Below are 17748 nucleotides of genomic sequence, written 5' to 3'. Positions count from 1 at the left end.
GGCCGCCCGCCGCGCCGGTTCAGGAAGCGGTGGGCGGCGTGGTGCCGTCGCCGTCCTTGCGCGAGAGGCGTTCCAGGGCGTCCTTGGCCTTGCCGGTGCCGGACTCGATCTTGTCGCTGTACTTACCGTTCGTCCGGGTGTCGACCGTGTGAGCGGCCTTGTCCAGGCCCTCCCCGATCTTGCCCCCGTGCTGCTGCGCGAGGTCGGAGACCTTGTCCTTGGCCGGTCCGATCTTGGCTTTCAGGTTGTCCAGGAATCCCATGGCATGCCTACTTCCCTCAGGAGAGCGTTCTACTTGCGAACGCCCTCACCGGCTTCGTTGTCGGCGGCCGCAGCCGCGGACTGCTGGCGGGGGATCTCCACACCCGCACCCGAGTCCTCCAGGGACACGTCGGCGGAGGGCTCCCCGGTGCTGTCGTCGGGCGCCGGGTCCTGCGCCGGAGCATCATCGACCCGGGTGTCCCCGTCCGACTCCGCCACGACGTCCTTCGTCTTCCGGCGAAACACTGCAAAAATACTCATATTCACTCCATAACGTACTCGTGTGGCCGAAATTCCTCACCACCCGGAGCGCCCGATTGCGCCGACCGGGGCCATCGGTCGAAAGCCGTCGGCCGGAACCTCGGAACAGCAAACGGATCCGGGCGCCCGGCCGTCACGTAACTCATTCGGGGACAGCCCGCCGGGTTTGCGAGACTGAGGCCGTGAGAAGAGCAGCTCCCGCAGCGCGGGTCATCGCCGTCGTCGGTCCCACCGCGGCCGGAAAGTCCGATCTGGGCGTCACTCTCGCCCGGCATTTCGGCGGCGAGGTCGTCAACGCCGACTCCATGCAGCTCTATCAGGGCATGGACATCGGGACCGCCAAGCTGACCCTCGAAGAGCGCGGGGGCGTTCCGCACCACCTCCTCGACATCTGGAGCGTGACCGAGGCGGCCAGCGTGGCCGAGTACCAGAGACTCGCCCGCGCGGAGATCGACCGGCTCCTCGCCGCTGGGCGGGTGCCGGTCCTCGTGGGGGGCTCCGGGCTCTACGTCCGCGGGGCCATCGATGCACTGGAGTTCCCCGGCACCGACCCCGCCGTACGGGCACGGCTGGAGGACGATCTGGAGCGGCACGGCCCCGGAGTGCTCCATGACCGCCTCGCAGCCGCCGACCCGGAAGCGGCCGTGGCTATCCTGCCCGGCAACGGCCGCAGAATCGTCCGGGCCCTGGAGGTGATCGAGATCACCGGAAAGCCCTTCACCGCCAATCTGCCGGGCCCCGACCCCGTCTATGACACCGTGCAGATCGGCGTCGGTGTCGCCCGCCCCGAGCTGGACGAGCGCATCGCCGTGCGCGTCGACCGGATGTGGGAAGCGGGGCTGGTGGACGAGGTCCGCGCCCTCGATGCCCAGGGACTACGGGAGGGACGCACCGCGTCACGCGCCCTCGGGTACCAGCAGGTGCTCACGGCGCTCGCGGGGGAGTGCACCGATGACGAGGCCCGCGCCGAGACCGTACGCGCCACCAAACGCTTCGCGCGCCGCCAGGATTCGTGGTTCCGCCGCGATCCACGGGTGCACTGGCTCAGCGGCGCGGCAGCTGACCGGACGGAACTTCCCGGGCAGGCGCTCGCCCTGGTCGAACGAGCGGTCACAGCCTGATCACGTGATGGCATCGGGACGCTCAGGCCGTCAGTCCGGGGCCGGGGGGCGTGCCATCATCGATCTGCGATCGACAGTGGAGTCCGAGTGGGAGGGCGTGTGGCGATGGAGGCCGGCCCTCGCGACAGGGAACGCGACAGCGAACCCGGCAGTGATCAGGGAAGCCTCGCGGAGGCCCCGCGGCTGAGCCCCGACGGCCCCGACGCCCAGGACATCGCCGACGCCGCCCCCGAGGTCGAGGTGGAGCTCAGGCCGCAGCGCCGGATGCGCATCTGGCAGCTCGCCCCCATCGTGGGCCTGGCGGCCGTCGGATCGCTGATGTTCGCGTTCCCGCTCGCCTTCGAGTTCGGTGACGGCGGGCCCGTGGTCGCGATGCTCGGGCTGCTCATCAGCTGCTGCGCCGCCGGCTGGGGCATGATGGCGGCCCGCCGGGTCGGCTACACCTGGCCGGGCCTGCCGGCCCGGGGGTCGGGAGTGCGCCCCGACTGGCGGGTGGCCGGGCTCTACGTCCTCGCCTTCGCTGTGATCGTGGCACTCGCCGTCTGGCGCGTCGCCCGGCTGCGCTGAGCCCGCCCGCTCACCGTCGCGGCGCCCACCTCGTACGATGGCTGGGTGACCACCTCACGGATCGCCTTCCTCAAGGGCCACGGGACCGAGAACGACTTCGTGATCGTCCCTGACCCGGACAACGTCATCGACCTGCCCGCAGCCGTGGTCGCCGCCCTGTGCGACCGCCGCGCGGGTATCGGCGGTGACGGCGTCCTGCACGTCGTGCGGTCCGCCGCGCACCCGGAGGCACAGGCGATGGCGGGCGAGGCCGAGTGGTTCATGGACTACCGCAACGGCGACGGCTCGATCGCCGAGATGTGCGGGAACGGGGTCCGGGTGTTCGCCCGCCACCTCCAGCGCGCCGGACTGGTGGAAGCCGGAGATGTCGCCGTCGCGACGCGCGGCGGCCTGAAGAGGGTCCACCTCGCCACGAACGGCGATGTCACGGTCTCCATGGGCCGGGCCGTGCTCCCCGCGGACGGTGTCACCGTCACGGTGGGCGACCGGGGCTGGCCCGCGCTGAACGTGAACATGGGCAACCCGCACGCCGTCGCCTTCGTGGACGACTTGGCGGATGCCGGGGCCCTGCTCGCCGCGCCTGAGTTCGCGCCGTCGTCCGTCTATCCCGACGGTGTCAACGTCGAGTTCGTCGTGGACCGCGGTGAACGCCACGTCGCCATGCGGGTGCACGAGCGCGGCTCGGGCGAGACCCGGTCCTGCGGCACGGGCGCCTGCGCCGTGGCCGTCGCGGCGGCCCGCAGGGACGGCGTCGACCCCGCTGTCACCGGCGAGCCGGTGACATACACGGTCGACCTCCCCGGCGGGCGGCTGCTGATCACCGAGCTGCCGGACGGCGAGGTCGAGATGACGGGGCCCGCGGTGATCGTCGCGGAGGGCACGTTCGACGCCGCGTTCCGGGGAACGGCCCTGGCCTAGGGGCCCGTTCCCGGCGTGTCCGCAGAGGTACCGGACTTCGCTCGAATGGGTGATCCGTTTCACGCTGGGCGGGAGGGGGCGGGCGCCGCGTGGTGGGCTCGGTAGCATCAAGCACCGGCCCGGGGCGCTCAGTCGCAGCGGTCCACCGCCGGTCGACACTGCCGGAGGTGCCATGAGTGCAGAGGCCACCAGCCCCAACGGTGCGTCCCCGGAGATCCGTCCGGTGGACAATCCGGGCCGCAGACGCGGCCGTGCCAGAATCGATCTGCGCAGAATCGGCCGAGCCGCACTGTTCGGTCCTGCCTCGCGAGGCGGGCTGCCCGACGCCATCGGCCATGTGGCCGAGGCCCACCGCGCGCACTTCCCGGACGCCGATCTCGCCGTCCTGCGGCGGGCGTACGTCCTGGCTGAGACATCCCATCGCGGCCAGATGCGCAAGAGCGGCGAGCCGTACATCACGCATCCGCTCGCGGTGACCCTGATCCTCGCCGAACTGGGCGCCGAAACCACGACGTTGACCGCCTCCCTCCTCCATGACACCGTCGAGGACACGGATGTGACCCTCGACCAGGTGCGGGAGGGGTTCGGCGACGAGGTCTGCTATCTCGTCGACGGCGTGACCAAGCTGGAGAAGGTCGACTACGGGGCCGCCGCCGAGCCCGAGACCTTCCGCAAGATGCTCGTGGCCACCGGTGACGACGTACGGGTCATGTCGATCAAGCTCGCCGACCGGCTGCACAACATGCGCACCCTCGGTGTGATGCGTCCCGAGAAGCAGGCCAGGATCGCCAAGGTCACCCGCGACGTGCTGATCCCGCTGGCCGAACGGCTCGGTGTGCAGGCGCTCAAGACCGAGCTGGAGGATCTGGTCTTCGCGATCCTGCTCCCGGAGGAGTACGGGATCACGCGCGCCCTCATCGCCGCCCAGGACGCCGCGGCAGACCCCCTCGTGACCATCGCCGAGGATGTCAGAAAGGTGCTGAGGGAGGCCGGGATCACCGCCGAAGTCCTGATCAGGCCACGGCACTTCGTCTCCGTCCACCGGGTCAGGATGAAACGCGGTGAACTCTGTGCCACCGACTTCGGCCGCCTGCTGGTGCTCGTCGGCGAGGACGCCGACTGCTACGGCGTACTGGGAGAGCTGCACACCTGTTTCACCCCGGTGATCTCCGAGTTCAAGGACTTCATCGCCTCGCCCAAGTTCAACCTCTACCAGTCGCTGCACACCGCCGTCGCCAGTTCCTGCGGCTCCGTCGCCGAAGTCCTCATCCGCACCCACCGGATGCACAAGGTCGCCGAGGCCGGGGTTGTCGCTCTGGGCAATCCCTACGTGCCGCCGGACGGCCCGCAGTCCGGCAGTGCCGGGCCGGCCGACGCCGGTGCCCCCGGCGACGAGGCCGACGGCGTACGCGCCGACCCCACCCGCCCCGGCTGGCTCTCCAGACTTCTCGAATGGCAGGAGTCGGCCCCCGACCCGGACACGTTCTGGTCCACGCTCCGTGCCGACCTGGCGCAGGACCGCGAGATCACCGTGTTCCGGGCCGACGGCGGCACGCTGGGCCTGCCCGCGGGGGCGAGCTGCGTCGACGCCGCCTACGCGCAGCACGGCGAGAGGGCACACTCCTGCATCGGCGCACGGGTCAACGGGCGCCTGGCGACCCTCAGTACGGTGCTGAGCGACGGCGACACCGTCCAGTTGCTGCTCACCGGAGACACCGCCTCCGGCCCCTCGCCCGACTGGCTCGGCCATGTACGGACACCCGGCGCGCGGATCGCGATCACGAGCTGGCTCGCCGCCCACCCCGAGGGGGCGGCGGCCCCGGCCGCCGCCCCCCGGCCGAGCGTCTCGGTGACCGGGGGTGCGATGCGCAGGGCAGCCGTGGGGGCCGTCGTGGACGTGCCGCACGCGACGGTGCGGCTGGCAGGCTGCTGCACGCCGGTGCCGCCGGACGCCGTCACCGGTTTCACCGTGCGCGGCGGGGCCGTCACGGTCCACCGTGAGAGGTGTCCTTCGGTGGCCCGGATGCTGGCTCTGGGACGTCCGCCGGTCGAAGTGAACTGGGGTGCGTCCGGCGACTGCAGAGTCACCCTGGTGGCCGAGGCCTTCGGACGCCCGCAACTCCTCGCCGACCTCACCGAGGCCATCGCCACAGCGGGTGTCGCGGTCGTCTCCGCCATCGTGGAGCCGCCGTCCGAGCAGCGCGTACGCCATACCTACACGCTGCAACTCCCGGACGCCGCCGGGCTTCCCGCCCTCATGCGCACCATGCGGGACGTACCCGGCGTGTACGACGTGAGCCGCGCCCAGCATCCGGCCACCGCCTGACCACACGTTCGGGTGGCCCGGCGCGCTGCGCCGGGGCGCGTGGGGCACGGGCTGGTAGCGGTAGTCCATGCTGTTCATCTCCCGGCGCTCGCGAGCCGTCCTGCTGGCGGCCGCATCGGCTGCCCTCGTCGCCGCGACTCTGCCCGCTCCCGTCCCTCTCGGCATCGGCGATCCGCTCTTCCCGCACCTGGGCAACCCCGGGTATGACGTGCGCTCGTACGACATCGGTCTCGCCTACCCGGGCAGTAACGACAAGCCGCTGGAGGCCGTGACCAGAATCGAGGCACGGGCCACGGCGATGCTGCGGCACATCAACCTCGACTTCGCCCGCGGCACCGTGCACTCCGTGGAGGTGAACGGCGAGCCCGCCCGGTTCGAGACGGCCGACGAGGACCTGGTCGTGACGCCGCGGAGCGCGGTCCGCGCCGGAAGCCCGCTGCGGATCACCGTGCGGCACACCAGCGATCCGCGGGGCGCGGCGGACGGCGGCTGGGTGCGGACGGCCGACGGTCTGGCCATGGCCAACCAGGCGGACGCCGCACACCGGGTCTTCCCCTGCAACGACCACCCGGCAGACAAGGCCTTCTTCACGTTCCGGATCACCGCCCCACCGAAACTGACCGTTGTGGCCAACGGCCTCCCCGGGCCCCGGACGACCCGGGCAGGCCACACCACCTGGACCTACCGGACACGCCACCCGATGGCCACCGAGCTGGCCCAGGTGTCGATCGGCGACTCCGCGGTGATCCACCGGAGCGGGCCCCACGGACTGCCGGTGCGCGACGTCGTGCCGGCGGCCGCCGCGAAGAAACTGGAACCCTGGCTGCGGAAGACCCCCGGTCAGCTGGCCTGGATGGAGTCCAAGGCGGGACCGTATCCCTTCGAGACGTACGGGGTCCTCATCGCCGACACGGACACCGGCTTCGAGCTGGAGACCCAGACGCTGTCCCTCTTCGAACACTCACTGTTCTCCGGGACCTCGTATCCCCAGTGGTACGTCGACTCGGTCATGGTCCACGAGCTGGCACATCAGTGGTTCGGCGACAGTGTCTCGCCGCACAGCTGGTCCGACCTCTGGCTGAACGAGGGCCACGCCACCTGGTACGAGGCGCTCTACGCGGATGAACACGGCGGCAAGACGCTGGATACCCGGATGCGCGACGCGTACCGCGCATCCGACGGCTGGCGGGCGAGCGGTGGCCCCCCGGCCGCACCCAGGGCGCCCGAGCCGGGACAGAAGATCAGCATCTTCCGGCCGGTCGTCTACGACGGCAGCGCGCTCGTGCTCTACGCGCTGCGCCGCGAGATCGGAGGGACCGCTTTCGCGAGGGTGGAGCACACCTGGGCGAGCCGCTACCGGGACAGGTCGGCCACCAGTGCGGACTTCGCCGCGCTGGCCTCGCGGATCGCGGGGCGGGACCTCACCGGATTCTTCCAGGGGTGGCTGTACGGGAAGAAGACGCCGCCCATGCCCGGACACCCGGACTGGCGCAGCGCCCGGCCCCGCCAGGGCCACAAGGGCTGAAACCCGGGTGACGGGCGTGAGCGCACCATGTCACTATCGACCCGTCGGCGGGCGCTGCCGGAACCGGTGGGACCTCAGGGAATCATCGGAGGCCGTCACGCGTTGTGACTGACGAACGAATCTTTCCAGCGGCTTCGACGTAAGGATCCAATGACCTCCTCTTCTTCCACTTCCCAGGACGCGCACGAGCAGGAAGCGCACAAGCAGGAAGCGCAGAGCTTCAACGAGAGCCTTCGGGCCGATGCCCTGATGGAAGAGGACGTCGCCTGGAGCCACTCGATCGACGGTGAGCGGGACGGTGACCAGTACGACCGCTCGGAGCGCGCCGCACTGCGGCGGGTGGCGGGCCTCTCGACCGAGCTCGAGGACGTCACCGAGGTCGAGTACCGGCAGCTGCGCCTGGAGCGTGTGGTGCTGGTGGGCGTGTGGACCTCGGGCACCGCTCAGGACGCGGAGAACTCCCTCGCGGAGCTGGCGGCCCTCGCGGAGACGGCGGGCGCACTGGTGCTTGACGGCGTGGTCCAGCGGCGCGACAAGCCCGACCCGGCGACCTACATCGGTTCGGGCAAGGCGCAGGAGCTGCGGGACATCGTGCTCGAATCCGGAGCGGACACCGTGGTGTGCGACGGTGAGCTCAGCCCCGGCCAGCTCATCCACCTCGAGGACGTCGTCAAGGTCAAGGTCGTCGACCGTACGGCGCTGATCCTGGACATCTTCGCCCAGCACGCCAAGTCCCGGGAGGGCAAGGCCCAGGTCGCGCTGGCGCAGATGCAGTACATGCTGCCGAGGCTGCGCGGCTGGGGCCAGTCGCTCTCCCGGCAGATGGGCGGCGCGGGCTCGGGGGGCGGGGGCGGCATGGCCACCCGTGGCCCGGGTGAGACCAAGATCGAGACGGACCGGCGGCGGATCCGCGAGAAGATGGCGAAGATGCGCCGGGAAATCGTGGAGATGAAGACCGGACGCGACATCAAGCGGCAGGAGCGCAAGCGCCACAGGGTTCCGTCGGTCGCCATCGCCGGGTACACCAACGCGGGCAAGTCCTCCCTGCTGAACAGGCTGACGGGCGCGGGTGTGCTGGTGGAGAACTCGCTGTTCGCGACCCTCGACCCGACCGTGCGCAAGGCCGAGACACCGAGCGGGCGGCTCTACACCCTCGCGGACACCGTCGGGTTCGTCCGGCATCTGCCGCACCATCTCGTCGAGGCGTTCCGCTCCACGATGGAAGAGGTCGGCGAGTCCGATCTGATCCTGCACGTCGTGGACGGGTCGCACCCGGCGCCGGAGGAACAGCTGGCCGCGGTACGCGAGGTGATCCGCGAGGTCGGTGCCACCGACGTCCCGGAGGTCGTGGTGATCAACAAGGCGGACGCGGCCGATCCGCTCGTGCTGCAGCGCCTGCTGCGCATCGAGCGCCACGCCATCGCGGTGTCGGCCCGCTCGGGGCAGGGCATCGCCGAGCTGCTCGCGCTGATCGACGAGCAACTGCCTCGGCCGAAGGTCGCCGTTGAGGTGCTCGTGCCGTACACACAAGGGCAGCTCGTGGCCCGCGCGCACTCCGACGGCGAAGTGATCTCCGAGGAGCACACCCCGGAGGGCACTCTGCTCAAGGCACTGGTGCACGAGGAACTGGCCGCTGATCTGGCGCCGTACGTGCCTGTGGCTCCCTGACGGCAGCATTGCCGGAGCCCGGTAATGGTGGGCCATGGCCGAGGGCCCGTCCTCTCTGCGTAGAGAGGACGGGCCCTCGGCCATGAGCGGGGCGGGCCGGCCCCGCGGCCCGGTCGTGCTACTGGTTCGCGTACCTGTCGCTCATCGCCCGGTAGAGCTGCTCCGCACCCTGGCCGAGCCGCGGGCCCGCGAGCCAGCCCGAGGTGACCGGGCCGATCGAGGTGTTGGAGACCAGCTCCGACTTGCCGTTCGGACCCGAGATGAACCAGCCTCCGCCGGACGATCCGCCGGTCATGGTGCAGCCGATGCGCCACATGGCCGGAGTGCCGGGGCTGATGGACAGCCGGCCCGGCCGGTCGACGCACTTGTTCATCAGCTGGCCGTTGAACGGCGGGGCGGCCGGGTAACCCCAGGCGCCCATCGCCGATATGGCGTTGGCCGCGGGGGCATGGAAGTCGACCGTCAGGGCGTTTCCGACCGTCTCTTCGAGCGACTTGCCCCCGTTCTCCGGCTTCACGTGGAGCAGGGCGTAGTCGTACGGAGCCCCCTGGCCGCCGGTGGGGCCGCCGTCGTTGATCCACGCGTTGGAGGTCATGGCCCAGTCGGCCCAGTAGTTGCCGTACGGGGCGACTTCCTGCGGCTGTGCGTTCCGCAGCTGAGCGACCGACTTGCCCTGGTCGTTGTACGAGGGCACGAACATGATGTTCCGGTACCAGCCGCCCTTGCCGCCCGCGTGGACACAGTGCCCGGCGGTCCACACCAGATTGGACTTGCCCGGGTGCTTCGGGTCCTTCACGACCGTGCCCGAGCAGACCATGGAGCCCTCGGGGGAGTCGAAGAAGACCTTCCCTACGGGCGCCGCGTACCGGTGGTACGGGTGCTTCTCCTCCTGAGCCCTGACCGGGGCCGGCTCGGGATCGGTCACGTTCTTGTCGCCCGAACTGTCGCCGTAGGCCATCGTCTTCTGCGGGTCCTTGGCGGTCTTCATCCGCTCGGGCTTCCAGAGGCCCTTGATCACCGGATTGGCGAAGTCCTTGGCTTCACGGAGCCACTTCTGGTCCTTCCAGTCCTTCCACCCGCCGTTCTTCCACTTCGTCAGGTCGACACCGTGGCTCTTGAGGGTGCCGGCCACACCGGCGGCCGTATCGGCGCCGGACGCCGCGGACGACGCGGATGCCGCGGGCTTGTCGGCGGTCGGAGCGGAGGCCTTGTCATCACCGCCGCCACAGGCGGTGGCCGTCAGCGCCAGCGCCGCGGCCACGCCCGTGGCGGTGAGTATCGGACGGATGGATCGCATGGAACTGTTCCCCCTGCTGGTACTTGATCATTGCTGCTGGCTGCCGGGAAGGACGTGTGTCTACTGCTGTCCCGCGTATTTCTTGCTGACCGAGTCGTAGACGCCCTTGGCCTCCTTGCCGAGGCGCGGACCGGCCAGCCATCCGGCGGTCACCGGGCCGATGGAGGTGTTGGAGACCAGAGCGGGCTTGCCGTCGGCGCCCTTGGCGATCCAGCCTCCGCCGGACGATCCGCCGGTCATGGTGCAGCCGACGCGGTACATGGTCGGGTAGGCCGCCGCGAGGGAGAGCCGGCCCGGACGGTCGGAGCACTGGAACAGCTTCTGGCCGTCATACGGCGGCGCGGCCGGGTAGCCGGTCGCAGTCAGGTTCGCAATCTTCGGCACCGCCGGTGCGTTGAAGTCGACCGGAAGCGCGCCCCCGACCGTCTCCTCGAGGGACTTGGTGCTGCCCTTCTCCGGAGTGACGTGCAGGACCGCGAAGTCGTACGGGGCGCCCTGGCCGCCGGTGGGGCCGCCGCCATTGATCCACTGCTGGGAGGTCTGGGCCCAGTCGGCCCAGAAGACGCCGTAAGGGGCGACCTCCTGCTTCGTGGCGTGCTGCAGCTGGGCGGCGGACTTGCCGCTGTTGTTGTAAGAGGGGACAAAGGCGATGTTGCGGTACCACCCGCCCTTCTTGCCGGCGTGCACGCAGTGGCCCGCGGTCCACACCATGTTGGACTTTCCGGGGTGGGCGGGGTCCTTCACGACCGTCGCCGAGCAGACCATCGACCCTTCGGGACTGTCGAAGAAGACCTTGCCCGCCTCGGGGATGTTCTGGTGATAGGGGGCCTTCACCTGCTGCGCGGTCACCGGCGCCGGAGTCGGATCGGTGACCCCCTTGTCACCGGAGATGTCGTTGTCGACAGGCTGCTGCGGAGGCTTGGACGCGTCCCGCATCCTGTCCGGGTCCCAGAGCCCCGAGATGATCGGGTTGACGAAGTCCTTCGCTTCACGCAGCCACTTGTCCTTGCTCCAGTCCTTCCACTCGCCGTGCTTCCACTTGTCCGGGTCGATGCCGTGCTTCTTCAGCACGCCCCTGACGTTGTCCGGTATGGCGATCTTGGTGTCCGAGGGCGATGAAGCGCTGGTACCCGGCTTGTTACTCGCGTCGTCGTTGCCCGGCCCGCAGGCGGTCGCGGTGAGGGCGAGTGCCGCCGTGAGGCCAACTGCGGCCATGACGGGAAGGGTTCGCCGGGATGCGGCCCTCCCGCTGCGTTCGGTGGAAGTCGGGCGTAGCGGTCGCATCTGGTGATCCCCCTGGGACTTCGAACAACGGATTTTCGGCACTTGGAACGAAAGTGCGGGCCCCACTATGCCGGTGCCGATGTGGACGGCCTACGGCAGGGCCACGGTTCCGCCGCCGCAAGGATCTTCCGACTTACCCGTGCTCCCCGGACGACTCCGTCGTTGGTACGGGTGGGGGCTTTTGGGCTGCGTTCAGCGCCCAAGGCGACGGCCGCAGGGCGAGAGGCGCGACGGCCGATCCGTTACAGCGGGAGGATCAACAGCAGTGGCCGTGACCGACACCGCACCGGCGGCGGCGACGACAGCGCACGAGGGGATCCTGCGCCGGCAGTCAATGCGCGAATCCGCGGCCCGCACCTATGCGAGATCGCTGCCGATCGTCCCTGCCCGTGCACGGGGGCTGACCATCGAGGGTGCGGACGGCCGCCGCTATCTCGACTGTCTGTCGGGAGCCGGGACCCTGGCCCTCGGCCACAACCACCCCGTGGTGCTCGAAGCGATCAAGAAAGTAATCGACTCGGGCGCCCCGCTGCATGCGACGGATCTCGCCACTCCGGTCAAGGACACCTTCATCACTGAGCTGTTCGAGACCCTGCCACGCCAGTTCGCCGACCGGGCCCGGGTGCAGTTCTGCGGGCCGACTGGAAAGGACGCGGTCGAGGCGGCCCTCAAGCTCGTCCGTACCGCGACCGGCCGAGACAGGATCCTCACGTTCACCGGCGCCTGCCACGACCTGACGGCCGACGCCTTGACGGGGGCCGGCGGCGCCACAGACGCAAGAGACGTACGGACACCCCGGTTGCCGTACCCACAGGACTACCGCTGCCCGTTCGGTGCGGGAGGAGCGCGAGGCTCGGAGCTCGCCGGCAACTGGACCGAGTCCTTTCTGGACGATCCCAGCAGTGGGGTGGTTCCGCCGGCCGGGATGATCCTCGAACCCGTACAGGGCGAGGGCGGGGTGATCCCTGGCCCGGACGCCTGGCTGCGCCGTATGCGGAAGCTCACCGCCGATCGGGGGATTCCGCTGATCGCCGACGAGGTGCAGACCGGAGTCGGGCGCACCGGCGCCTTCTGGGCCGTCGAGCACAGCGGGATCGTGCCGGACGTGATGGTGCTGTCGAAGGCCATCGGCGGTTCCCTCCCTCTTGCGGTCGTCGTCTACCGGTCGGAGCTGGACTGCCTGGAGCCGGGAGCCCACGTGGGCACGTTCCGCGGCAACCAGCTCGCCATGGCAGCAGGCGCCGCGACCCTCGCCCATGTCCGGGAGAACCGGCTCGCCGAACGGGCTGCCGAACTGGGCGCGCGCATGATCGGCAGGCTGCGGGGTCTGGCCGCAGACCACCCCTGCATCGGGGACGTGCGAGGCCGGGGCCTGATGATGGGCCTGGAGCTGGTCGACCCGGACCCGCTCGCTTCCCCGGACCCGCTCGCCTGCCGGGAACTCCTCACCGGCTCGATGTCCGACGAGCCCTGTACCTCCGGCCCCTTTCCTGCTGCCCCGGCTCTTGCCGCTGCCGTGCGGCGCGAGTGTCTGGCCCGGGGGCTCATTGTCGAACTCGGCGGCCGCCACTCCAGCGTTGTGTGTCTGCTGCCTCCCCTCACTCTCACCGACGAACAGGCGGAGGCGGTCCTGGACCGGCTGGCCGACGCCCTGTCCGCCGCTGAACGTGCCCTCCACGGCCGTCATGAGACGCCTCACCCGCACTGAACCCACCTCCCGTTTCCCCTCGGCCGCGCAAGGAAGCACCCCCGTGAACCCCACGCCCGACCCTGATGCCCGCGAGACCGGTGGTACCGCTGTCCCCGGCAGCCGTGTGCCAGGACCGCCCCCGGCCGACTCCCTCACCGCCGGCCCGGTCTCGACCGGCTCGCTCTCGGCCGGCCCGGAGACCGTGCCACGCCAGATGACGGCGGACCGTACCCCGCGGTGGCGCCCGGCATCCGAGCTCCTCGACGATCACCTCGACGCCCCGGACGCGAACATCGCCGCCGAGGCCGCAGCGGTCGAGAACCTGCTCCGCTGCTGGGTACGGGAAACCAACCTGTCCGAGCCCTCCGGCCGCACACTCCGCATCACCCTGAACGCCAGCGGCACAGCGCTGCTGACCCCCGTCCTCTACTGGTCGGCCACCGGGTGGCACCGCTTCGGCAGGCCGGTCCTCGAAGGCGCGGCGATCGGCGCTCCACTCGCCGATGCCGTCACCGTCGCTGCTCTGCTCGGCAGGGAGGCGGGCCAGAGCGACAGCACCGAACTGGTCGGCAGGGTGGCCGACTCGGTACGCCGTACAGCCACCTTCATCGCCGAGCGGCGGCTCAGCCCGGAACCGTCCAGCGAAGCGGACCTCTTCCTGACGGCCGAGCAGGCTCTTCTGCTCGGACATCCGCTGCACCCCACCCCCAAGAGCCGCGAGGGCCTCTCGGAGGCCGAAATCCAGCTGTATTCGCCGGAGTTGCACGGATCATTCCCCCTGCACTGGATGGCTGTGGACCGTTCCGTGCTAGCGCAGGACTCGGCGTGGACGGAGAGGGGGCGCACGCTGCAGGCCGACCAGCTCACCGCCCGCCTCGCGGGGGCCGTCCGGCATCCCGACAACACCGCGCTGCTGCCGCTCCACCCCTGGCAGGCCCGAGACCTGACACACCGCCCCGCGGTAGCCGCCCTCGTCGACGCGGGGCTGCTGCACGACCTCGGCCCGGACGGCGACCGCTGGCACCCCACTTCCTCCGTCCGTACCGTGCACCGGCCGGGCGCCCAGGTGATGCTCAAGCTGTCCCTGGGCGTGCGCATCACCAACTCCCGCAGGGAGAACCTCCGTAAGGAACTCCACCGAGGTGTAGAGGTGCACCGGGTACTGCGCAGCGGACTCAGCAGGGCATGGCAGGCGGCCCACCCGGGGTTCGACATCGTTCGTGACCCCGCCTGGCTTGCTGTGGACACCCCGGACGGGGAACCACTGCCCGGCTTCGATGTCGTCCTGCGCCACAATCCGTTCAGCGCTGTCGACGACGCCGTCTGCGTCGCCGGCCTCACCGCGGTTCACCCCCGCCCCGGCGGAGGTGCCATGCGCTCTCGGCTCTCCGACATCGTGAACGCCCTCGCAGCCCGCACCGGCCGCCCCACCGGAGCAGTCGCGGCCGAGTGGTTCCTCCGATATCTCGACCACGTCGTGCGTCCGGTGCTGTGGCTGGACGGCACTGCGGGAATCGCCCTCGAAGCCCACCAGCAGAACACCATCGTCATCCTCGGCCCGGAGGGCTGGCCCGTCGGCGGTCGCTACCGCGACAACCAGGGCTACTACTTCCGGGAGTCCCACCGTGAAGCTCTGGAGAGACGCCTTCCCGGGATCGGCACCACCAGCGACACCTTCGTAGCCGACGACGTCACCGACGAGCGATTCGCCTACTACCTCGCCATCAACAACGTCTTCGGACTGATCGGCGCCTTCGGCGCCCAACGGCTCGCCGACGAACGCCTGCTGATCGCCGCCTTCCGGCAATTCCTCTTCCGAGCCACCACGCTCGGTTCTCCCTTGCCCGCTCAACTCCTGGACACCCCCGTCCTGCGCACGAAGGCCAACCTGCTGACCCGACTCCACGGACTTGATGAACTCGTCGGCCCGGTCGACACCCAGTCCGTCTACGTCAGTCTCACCAACCCCCTTCACCCCACTGGGGCATGACCCGACCGATAGCTGAGCACAGGATGAGGAGTGTGTGTGGCTGTGCCCTCCACGGATGCGAGCACCCATACCGGGGAAGGTCCCGTCCCCCGAGCCGATGAAGGGGCCGAGGACACCCTTGATCTGCAGTTGTCCGGTGACCTGCTGTCGCTGCTGCGTGCGGGAGATCCTCCGCACGGGCCCTGGCCGGACGCCCGCAGCTACTCCGGGGGTGACCTTCTGGACAGCCCCGGCGCGTGGGAACCCGTGGCCACCCCCGCCGGCACGTTCCAACTCGTACCCGTGGACATCGACCGCGACCTCGCTCTCATCAGCCACTGGATGAACGACCCCGCGGTCGCCGCCTTCTGGGAGCTGTCGGGCGCGGATTCCGTCACAGGCGCCCATCTGCGTCCTCAATTGGACGGTGACGGAAGGAGCATCCCCTGTCTCGGCGTACTCGACGGCACTCCCATGAGCTACTGGGAGATCTACCGCGCCGACCTCGATCCGCTCGCACGCCATTACCCGGCCCGCCCGCATGACACCGGCCTGCATCTCCTGATCGGCGGCGTCGCCGACCGGGGCCACGGCACCGGTACCACCCTGCTGCGTGCTGTGTCCGATCTGGTCCTGGACAACCGGGCCCAGTGCACACGCGTCGTCGCTGAGCCGGACCTGCGCAACACCCCTTCCGTATCGGCCTTTCTCGGGGCGGGTTTCCGCTTCTCGGCCGAACTCGACCTGCCCGGCAAACGGGCGGCACTCATGATTCGCGACCGCTCCCTCCGCGAAGTGTTGTGACCACTCCCCGCGAACTCCGCTGCTCAGCGAAGCCCCTGCTTCCTTCCCTGTCCCAGCGCTTTCCGCTCCCAATGAATCCGCTCCTGCTGCGCCTGTCCTTACTGCGCCCGTCCCTGCTCCGGCCATCTCCGCACCCACCTGCCCGCTCCGTGAATTGCCGCCCCTGACGACCTGGTGCTTCTGATACACCGCTCGTCCCGAATCGGTTCCATCCCGAGGAGTCCCCGTGCTGAACCCGTCTGCTGCCTTCGACTCCGAAGCCGAACCGACGCTGTTCGCCCCTCCCGAGCTGAACCCCGAGGACTGGGACCGCGCCGCGCGCCGTCTCCTCGCCAAGATGCTCGGTGCCTTCGCCTACGAAGAGATCATCGAGCCCGTGGCACGGGGCGGCGGCCGCCACACCCTCACGCTGGACGACGACCTGCCTCTGACCTTCCTGGCCCGGCGTGGTGCCTACGGGCACTGGCACGTCGCCCCGGACAGCATCGAGCTCCAGGGCACCTCGTTCAGTGACCCGCTCCGCTTCCTCGTCCTTGCCCGCCGGCTCCTCGCCCTGGACGGCGCCACGCTCGGGCATCTGGTGCGCGAACTCACCACCACCCTCGCTGCCGATGCCCGCATCGATCACACAGCCCTCGCTGCCGCCGATCTCGCCGACCTCGACTACGCGCAGCTGGAGGGTCATCAGACCGGCCACCCCTGGCTCGTGCTCAACAAGGGCCGGATCGGGTTCTCCGCGGCCGACGCCGCCCGGTGGACGCCCGAGTCCCGCCGGCCCGCCCGGCTTCCGTGGATCGCGGTGAGTACGGACATCGCCCAGTACCGGGGTGTCACAGGCCTGGCGACGCCCGACCGCCTGTACCGCCGTGAACTCGACCCTGCCGCCCGGGAGTCCTTCGCCGCCTCGTTAAGGGCTCGCGGACTTGACCCGGACGACTACCTCTATCTCCCCGTGCACCCCTGGCAGTGGGACGAAGTGATCCTGCCGCTCTACGCGCCGGCCATCGCACACCTTCAGATCGTGCCGCTCCACGCCGACGCCGACCCGCGTCTGCCGCAGCAGTCCATCCGTACCTTCCTCAATCTCGAACACCCCGAGCGGCACACCGTGAAGCTGCCGCTTTCGATCCTCAACACCCTGGTCTGGCGCGGTCTCCCCACGGAGCGCACCCTCGCGGCCCCCGCCGTCACCGCATGGGTCCAGGGACTGCGCGACGGCGATGCGTTCCTGCGCGACGAATGCGGCGTCATCCTGCTGGGAGAAGTCGCGTCCGTCTCGGTCGAGCACCCCCTCTACGACCAGCTGCCCGAAGTGCCGTACCAGTACAGGGAGCTCCTCGGCGCCATCTGGCGCGAGCCGCTCGACGTACAGCTGACCGAGGGCGAAGGCGCCCGCACGCTCGCCTCCCTGCTCCACACCGACCTTCAGGGACGGTCCTTCACCGCGGAGCTGGTCGCCCGGTCGGGACTCACGCCCACAGCCTGGCTCCGCCGGCTCTTCGCTGCGCTGCTTCCCCCACTGCTGCGGTTCCTCTACCGCTACGGGACGGTCTTCTCCCCGCACGGCGAAAACGCCATCGTCGTGTTCGACGACCACGACGTCCCGGTACGGCTTGCGATCAAGGACTTCGTCGACGACGTCAACATCAGTTCGGAGTCCCTGCCGGAACACGACTCGATGCCCGCTGACGTGCGGGACGTGCTGCTGACCGAGGATCCTGCCTTCCTGACGCAGTTCATCCACTCCGGACTCTTCGTCGGTGTCTTCCGCTATCTCGCCCCCCTCTGCGAAGATCAACTAGGAGTCCCGGAGGCTGATTTCTGGCAGCTGGTACGCGCCGAGATCCTCCGGCACCAAGCCCGGTTCCCCGAGCTCAAGGAGCGCTTCGAGATGTTCGACCTGCTCACCCCGCGGATCGAGCGGCTCTGTCTGAACCGCAATCGTCTCCATCTCGACGGATACCGGGACCGTCCGAGCCGACCGCACGCGGCCGTGCACGGGACAGTCAGCAACCCTCTGCACGAGGTGTGACTCCGATTGTCAGTGCTGCCCCGTA

The 17748-nt window shown here is 69.8% G+C and carries 14 protein-coding genes; 10 read left to right on the top strand and 4 right to left on the bottom strand.

What is annotated here, in order from left to right:
- Positions 1-19: 19 nt before the first annotated feature.
- Positions 20-262: an antitoxin gene (locus tag OG584_RS07995; protein WP_405776471.1), complete on the bottom strand. Its 243-nt coding sequence runs from the start codon at positions 260-262 to the stop codon at positions 20-22.
- A gap of 29 nt (positions 263-291) precedes the next feature.
- Positions 292-522: a gliding motility protein gene (locus OG584_RS07990; RefSeq protein WP_405776469.1), complete on the bottom strand. Its 231-nt coding sequence runs from the start codon at positions 520-522 to the stop codon at positions 292-294.
- A gap of 182 nt (positions 523-704) precedes the next feature.
- On the opposite strand from OG584_RS07990, the gene miaA reads away from it, so the two are divergent.
- The 6 genes from miaA to hflX all read left to right on the top strand — a co-directional run bounded on the left by miaA (position 705) and on the right by hflX (position 8647).
- Positions 705-1643 carry a tRNA (adenosine(37)-N6)-dimethylallyltransferase MiaA gene (miaA, locus tag OG584_RS07985; RefSeq protein ID WP_405776467.1) on the top strand — a complete coding sequence of 313 codons (939 nt, stop codon included), beginning with the start codon at positions 705-707 and terminating at the stop codon, positions 1641-1643.
- Positions 1644-1748: 105 nt separating this feature from the next.
- Positions 1749-2210 carry a hypothetical protein gene (locus tag OG584_RS07980; protein ID WP_405783926.1) on the top strand — a complete coding sequence of 154 codons (462 nt, stop codon included), beginning with the start codon at positions 1749-1751 and terminating at the stop codon, positions 2208-2210.
- Positions 2211-2255: 45 nt separating this feature from the next.
- Positions 2256-3128, top strand: a complete 873-nt coding sequence (gene dapF, locus OG584_RS07975; RefSeq protein WP_405776465.1) for a diaminopimelate epimerase — start codon at positions 2256-2258, stop codon at positions 3126-3128.
- A 172-nt stretch (positions 3129-3300) separates the two neighbouring features.
- A complete protein-coding gene (locus OG584_RS07970; protein ID WP_405776463.1) occupies positions 3301-5454 on the top strand; it encodes a RelA/SpoT family protein in 2154 nt (717 codons plus the stop codon).
- A 67-nt stretch (positions 5455-5521) separates the two neighbouring features.
- Positions 5522-6979 (top strand): M1 family metallopeptidase, encoded by a 1458-nt coding sequence (locus tag OG584_RS07965; protein WP_405776461.1) that lies wholly within the window; start codon positions 5522-5524, stop codon positions 6977-6979.
- Between the two features lie 150 nt (positions 6980-7129).
- Positions 7130-8647: a GTPase HflX gene (hflX, locus tag OG584_RS07960; RefSeq protein WP_405776459.1), complete on the top strand. Its 1518-nt coding sequence runs from the start codon at positions 7130-7132 to the stop codon at positions 8645-8647.
- Between the two features lie 118 nt (positions 8648-8765).
- On the opposite strand, the gene OG584_RS07955 is transcribed toward hflX, so the two are convergent.
- Both OG584_RS07955 and OG584_RS07950 read right to left on the bottom strand, forming a co-directional pair.
- Positions 8766-9944, bottom strand: coding sequence for a trypsin-like serine peptidase (locus OG584_RS07955; protein WP_405776457.1), 1179 nt, complete (start codon positions 9942-9944; stop codon positions 8766-8768).
- 60 nt (positions 9945-10004) lie between these two features.
- Positions 10005-11228: a trypsin-like serine peptidase gene (locus OG584_RS07950; RefSeq protein ID WP_405776455.1), complete on the bottom strand. Its 1224-nt coding sequence runs from the start codon at positions 11226-11228 to the stop codon at positions 10005-10007.
- Positions 11229-11493: 265 nt separating this feature from the next.
- Here OG584_RS07950 and OG584_RS07945 point away from each other — a divergent pair, with 265 nt between their 5' ends.
- From OG584_RS07945 to OG584_RS07930, 4 genes are all read left to right on the top strand, one after another.
- A complete protein-coding gene (locus OG584_RS07945) occupies positions 11494-12936 on the top strand; it encodes a diaminobutyrate--2-oxoglutarate transaminase family protein (protein WP_405776453.1) in 1443 nt (480 codons plus the stop codon).
- Between the two features lie 43 nt (positions 12937-12979).
- Positions 12980-14908, top strand: a complete 1929-nt coding sequence (locus OG584_RS07940; RefSeq protein WP_405776452.1) for an IucA/IucC family protein — start codon at positions 12980-12982, stop codon at positions 14906-14908.
- 42 nt (positions 14909-14950) lie between these two features.
- Positions 14951-15691 (top strand): GNAT family N-acetyltransferase, encoded by a 741-nt coding sequence (locus OG584_RS07935; RefSeq protein ID WP_405783925.1) that lies wholly within the window; start codon positions 14951-14953, stop codon positions 15689-15691.
- Between the two features lie 226 nt (positions 15692-15917).
- Entirely contained in the window at positions 15918-17723 is a 1806-nt protein-coding gene (locus OG584_RS07930) for an IucA/IucC family protein (RefSeq protein WP_405776450.1), read from the top strand.
- The last annotated feature ends 25 nt before the right edge of the window (positions 17724-17748 follow it).

It is taken from the genome of Streptomyces sp. NBC_00859 (assembly GCF_045161865.1).
GTDB lineage: Bacteria > Actinomycetota > Actinomycetes > Streptomycetales > Streptomycetaceae > Streptomyces.
Note: the sequence above shows the minus strand (reverse complement) of the source record. Positions and strands in the feature narration are given on the sequence as shown.

Excerpts from the sequence above, each read along its gene's own strand:
- OG584_RS07955 (WP_405776457.1), bottom strand. The coding sequence starts at position 9,944 with ATGCGATCCATCCGTCCGATACTCACCGCCACGGGCGTGGCCGCGGCG.
- OG584_RS07965 (WP_405776461.1), top strand. The coding sequence starts at position 5,522 with ATGCTGTTCATCTCCCGGCGCTCGCGAGCCGTCCTGCTGGCGGCCGCA.
- OG584_RS07980 (WP_405783926.1), top strand. The coding sequence starts at position 1,749 with ATGGAGGCCGGCCCTCGCGACAGGGAACGCGACAGCGAACCCGGCAGT.
- OG584_RS07990 (WP_405776469.1), bottom strand. The coding sequence starts at position 522 with ATGAGTATTTTTGCAGTGTTTCGCCGGAAGACGAAGGACGTCGTGGCG.
- OG584_RS07950 (WP_405776455.1), bottom strand. The coding sequence starts at position 11,228 with ATGCGACCGCTACGCCCGACTTCCACCGAACGCAGCGGGAGGGCCGCA.
- OG584_RS07995 (WP_405776471.1), bottom strand. The coding sequence starts at position 262 with ATGGGATTCCTGGACAACCTGAAAGCCAAGATCGGACCGGCCAAGGAC.
- hflX (WP_405776459.1), top strand. The coding sequence starts at position 7,130 with ATGACCTCCTCTTCTTCCACTTCCCAGGACGCGCACGAGCAGGAAGCG.
- OG584_RS07970 (WP_405776463.1), top strand. The coding sequence starts at position 3,301 with ATGAGTGCAGAGGCCACCAGCCCCAACGGTGCGTCCCCGGAGATCCGT.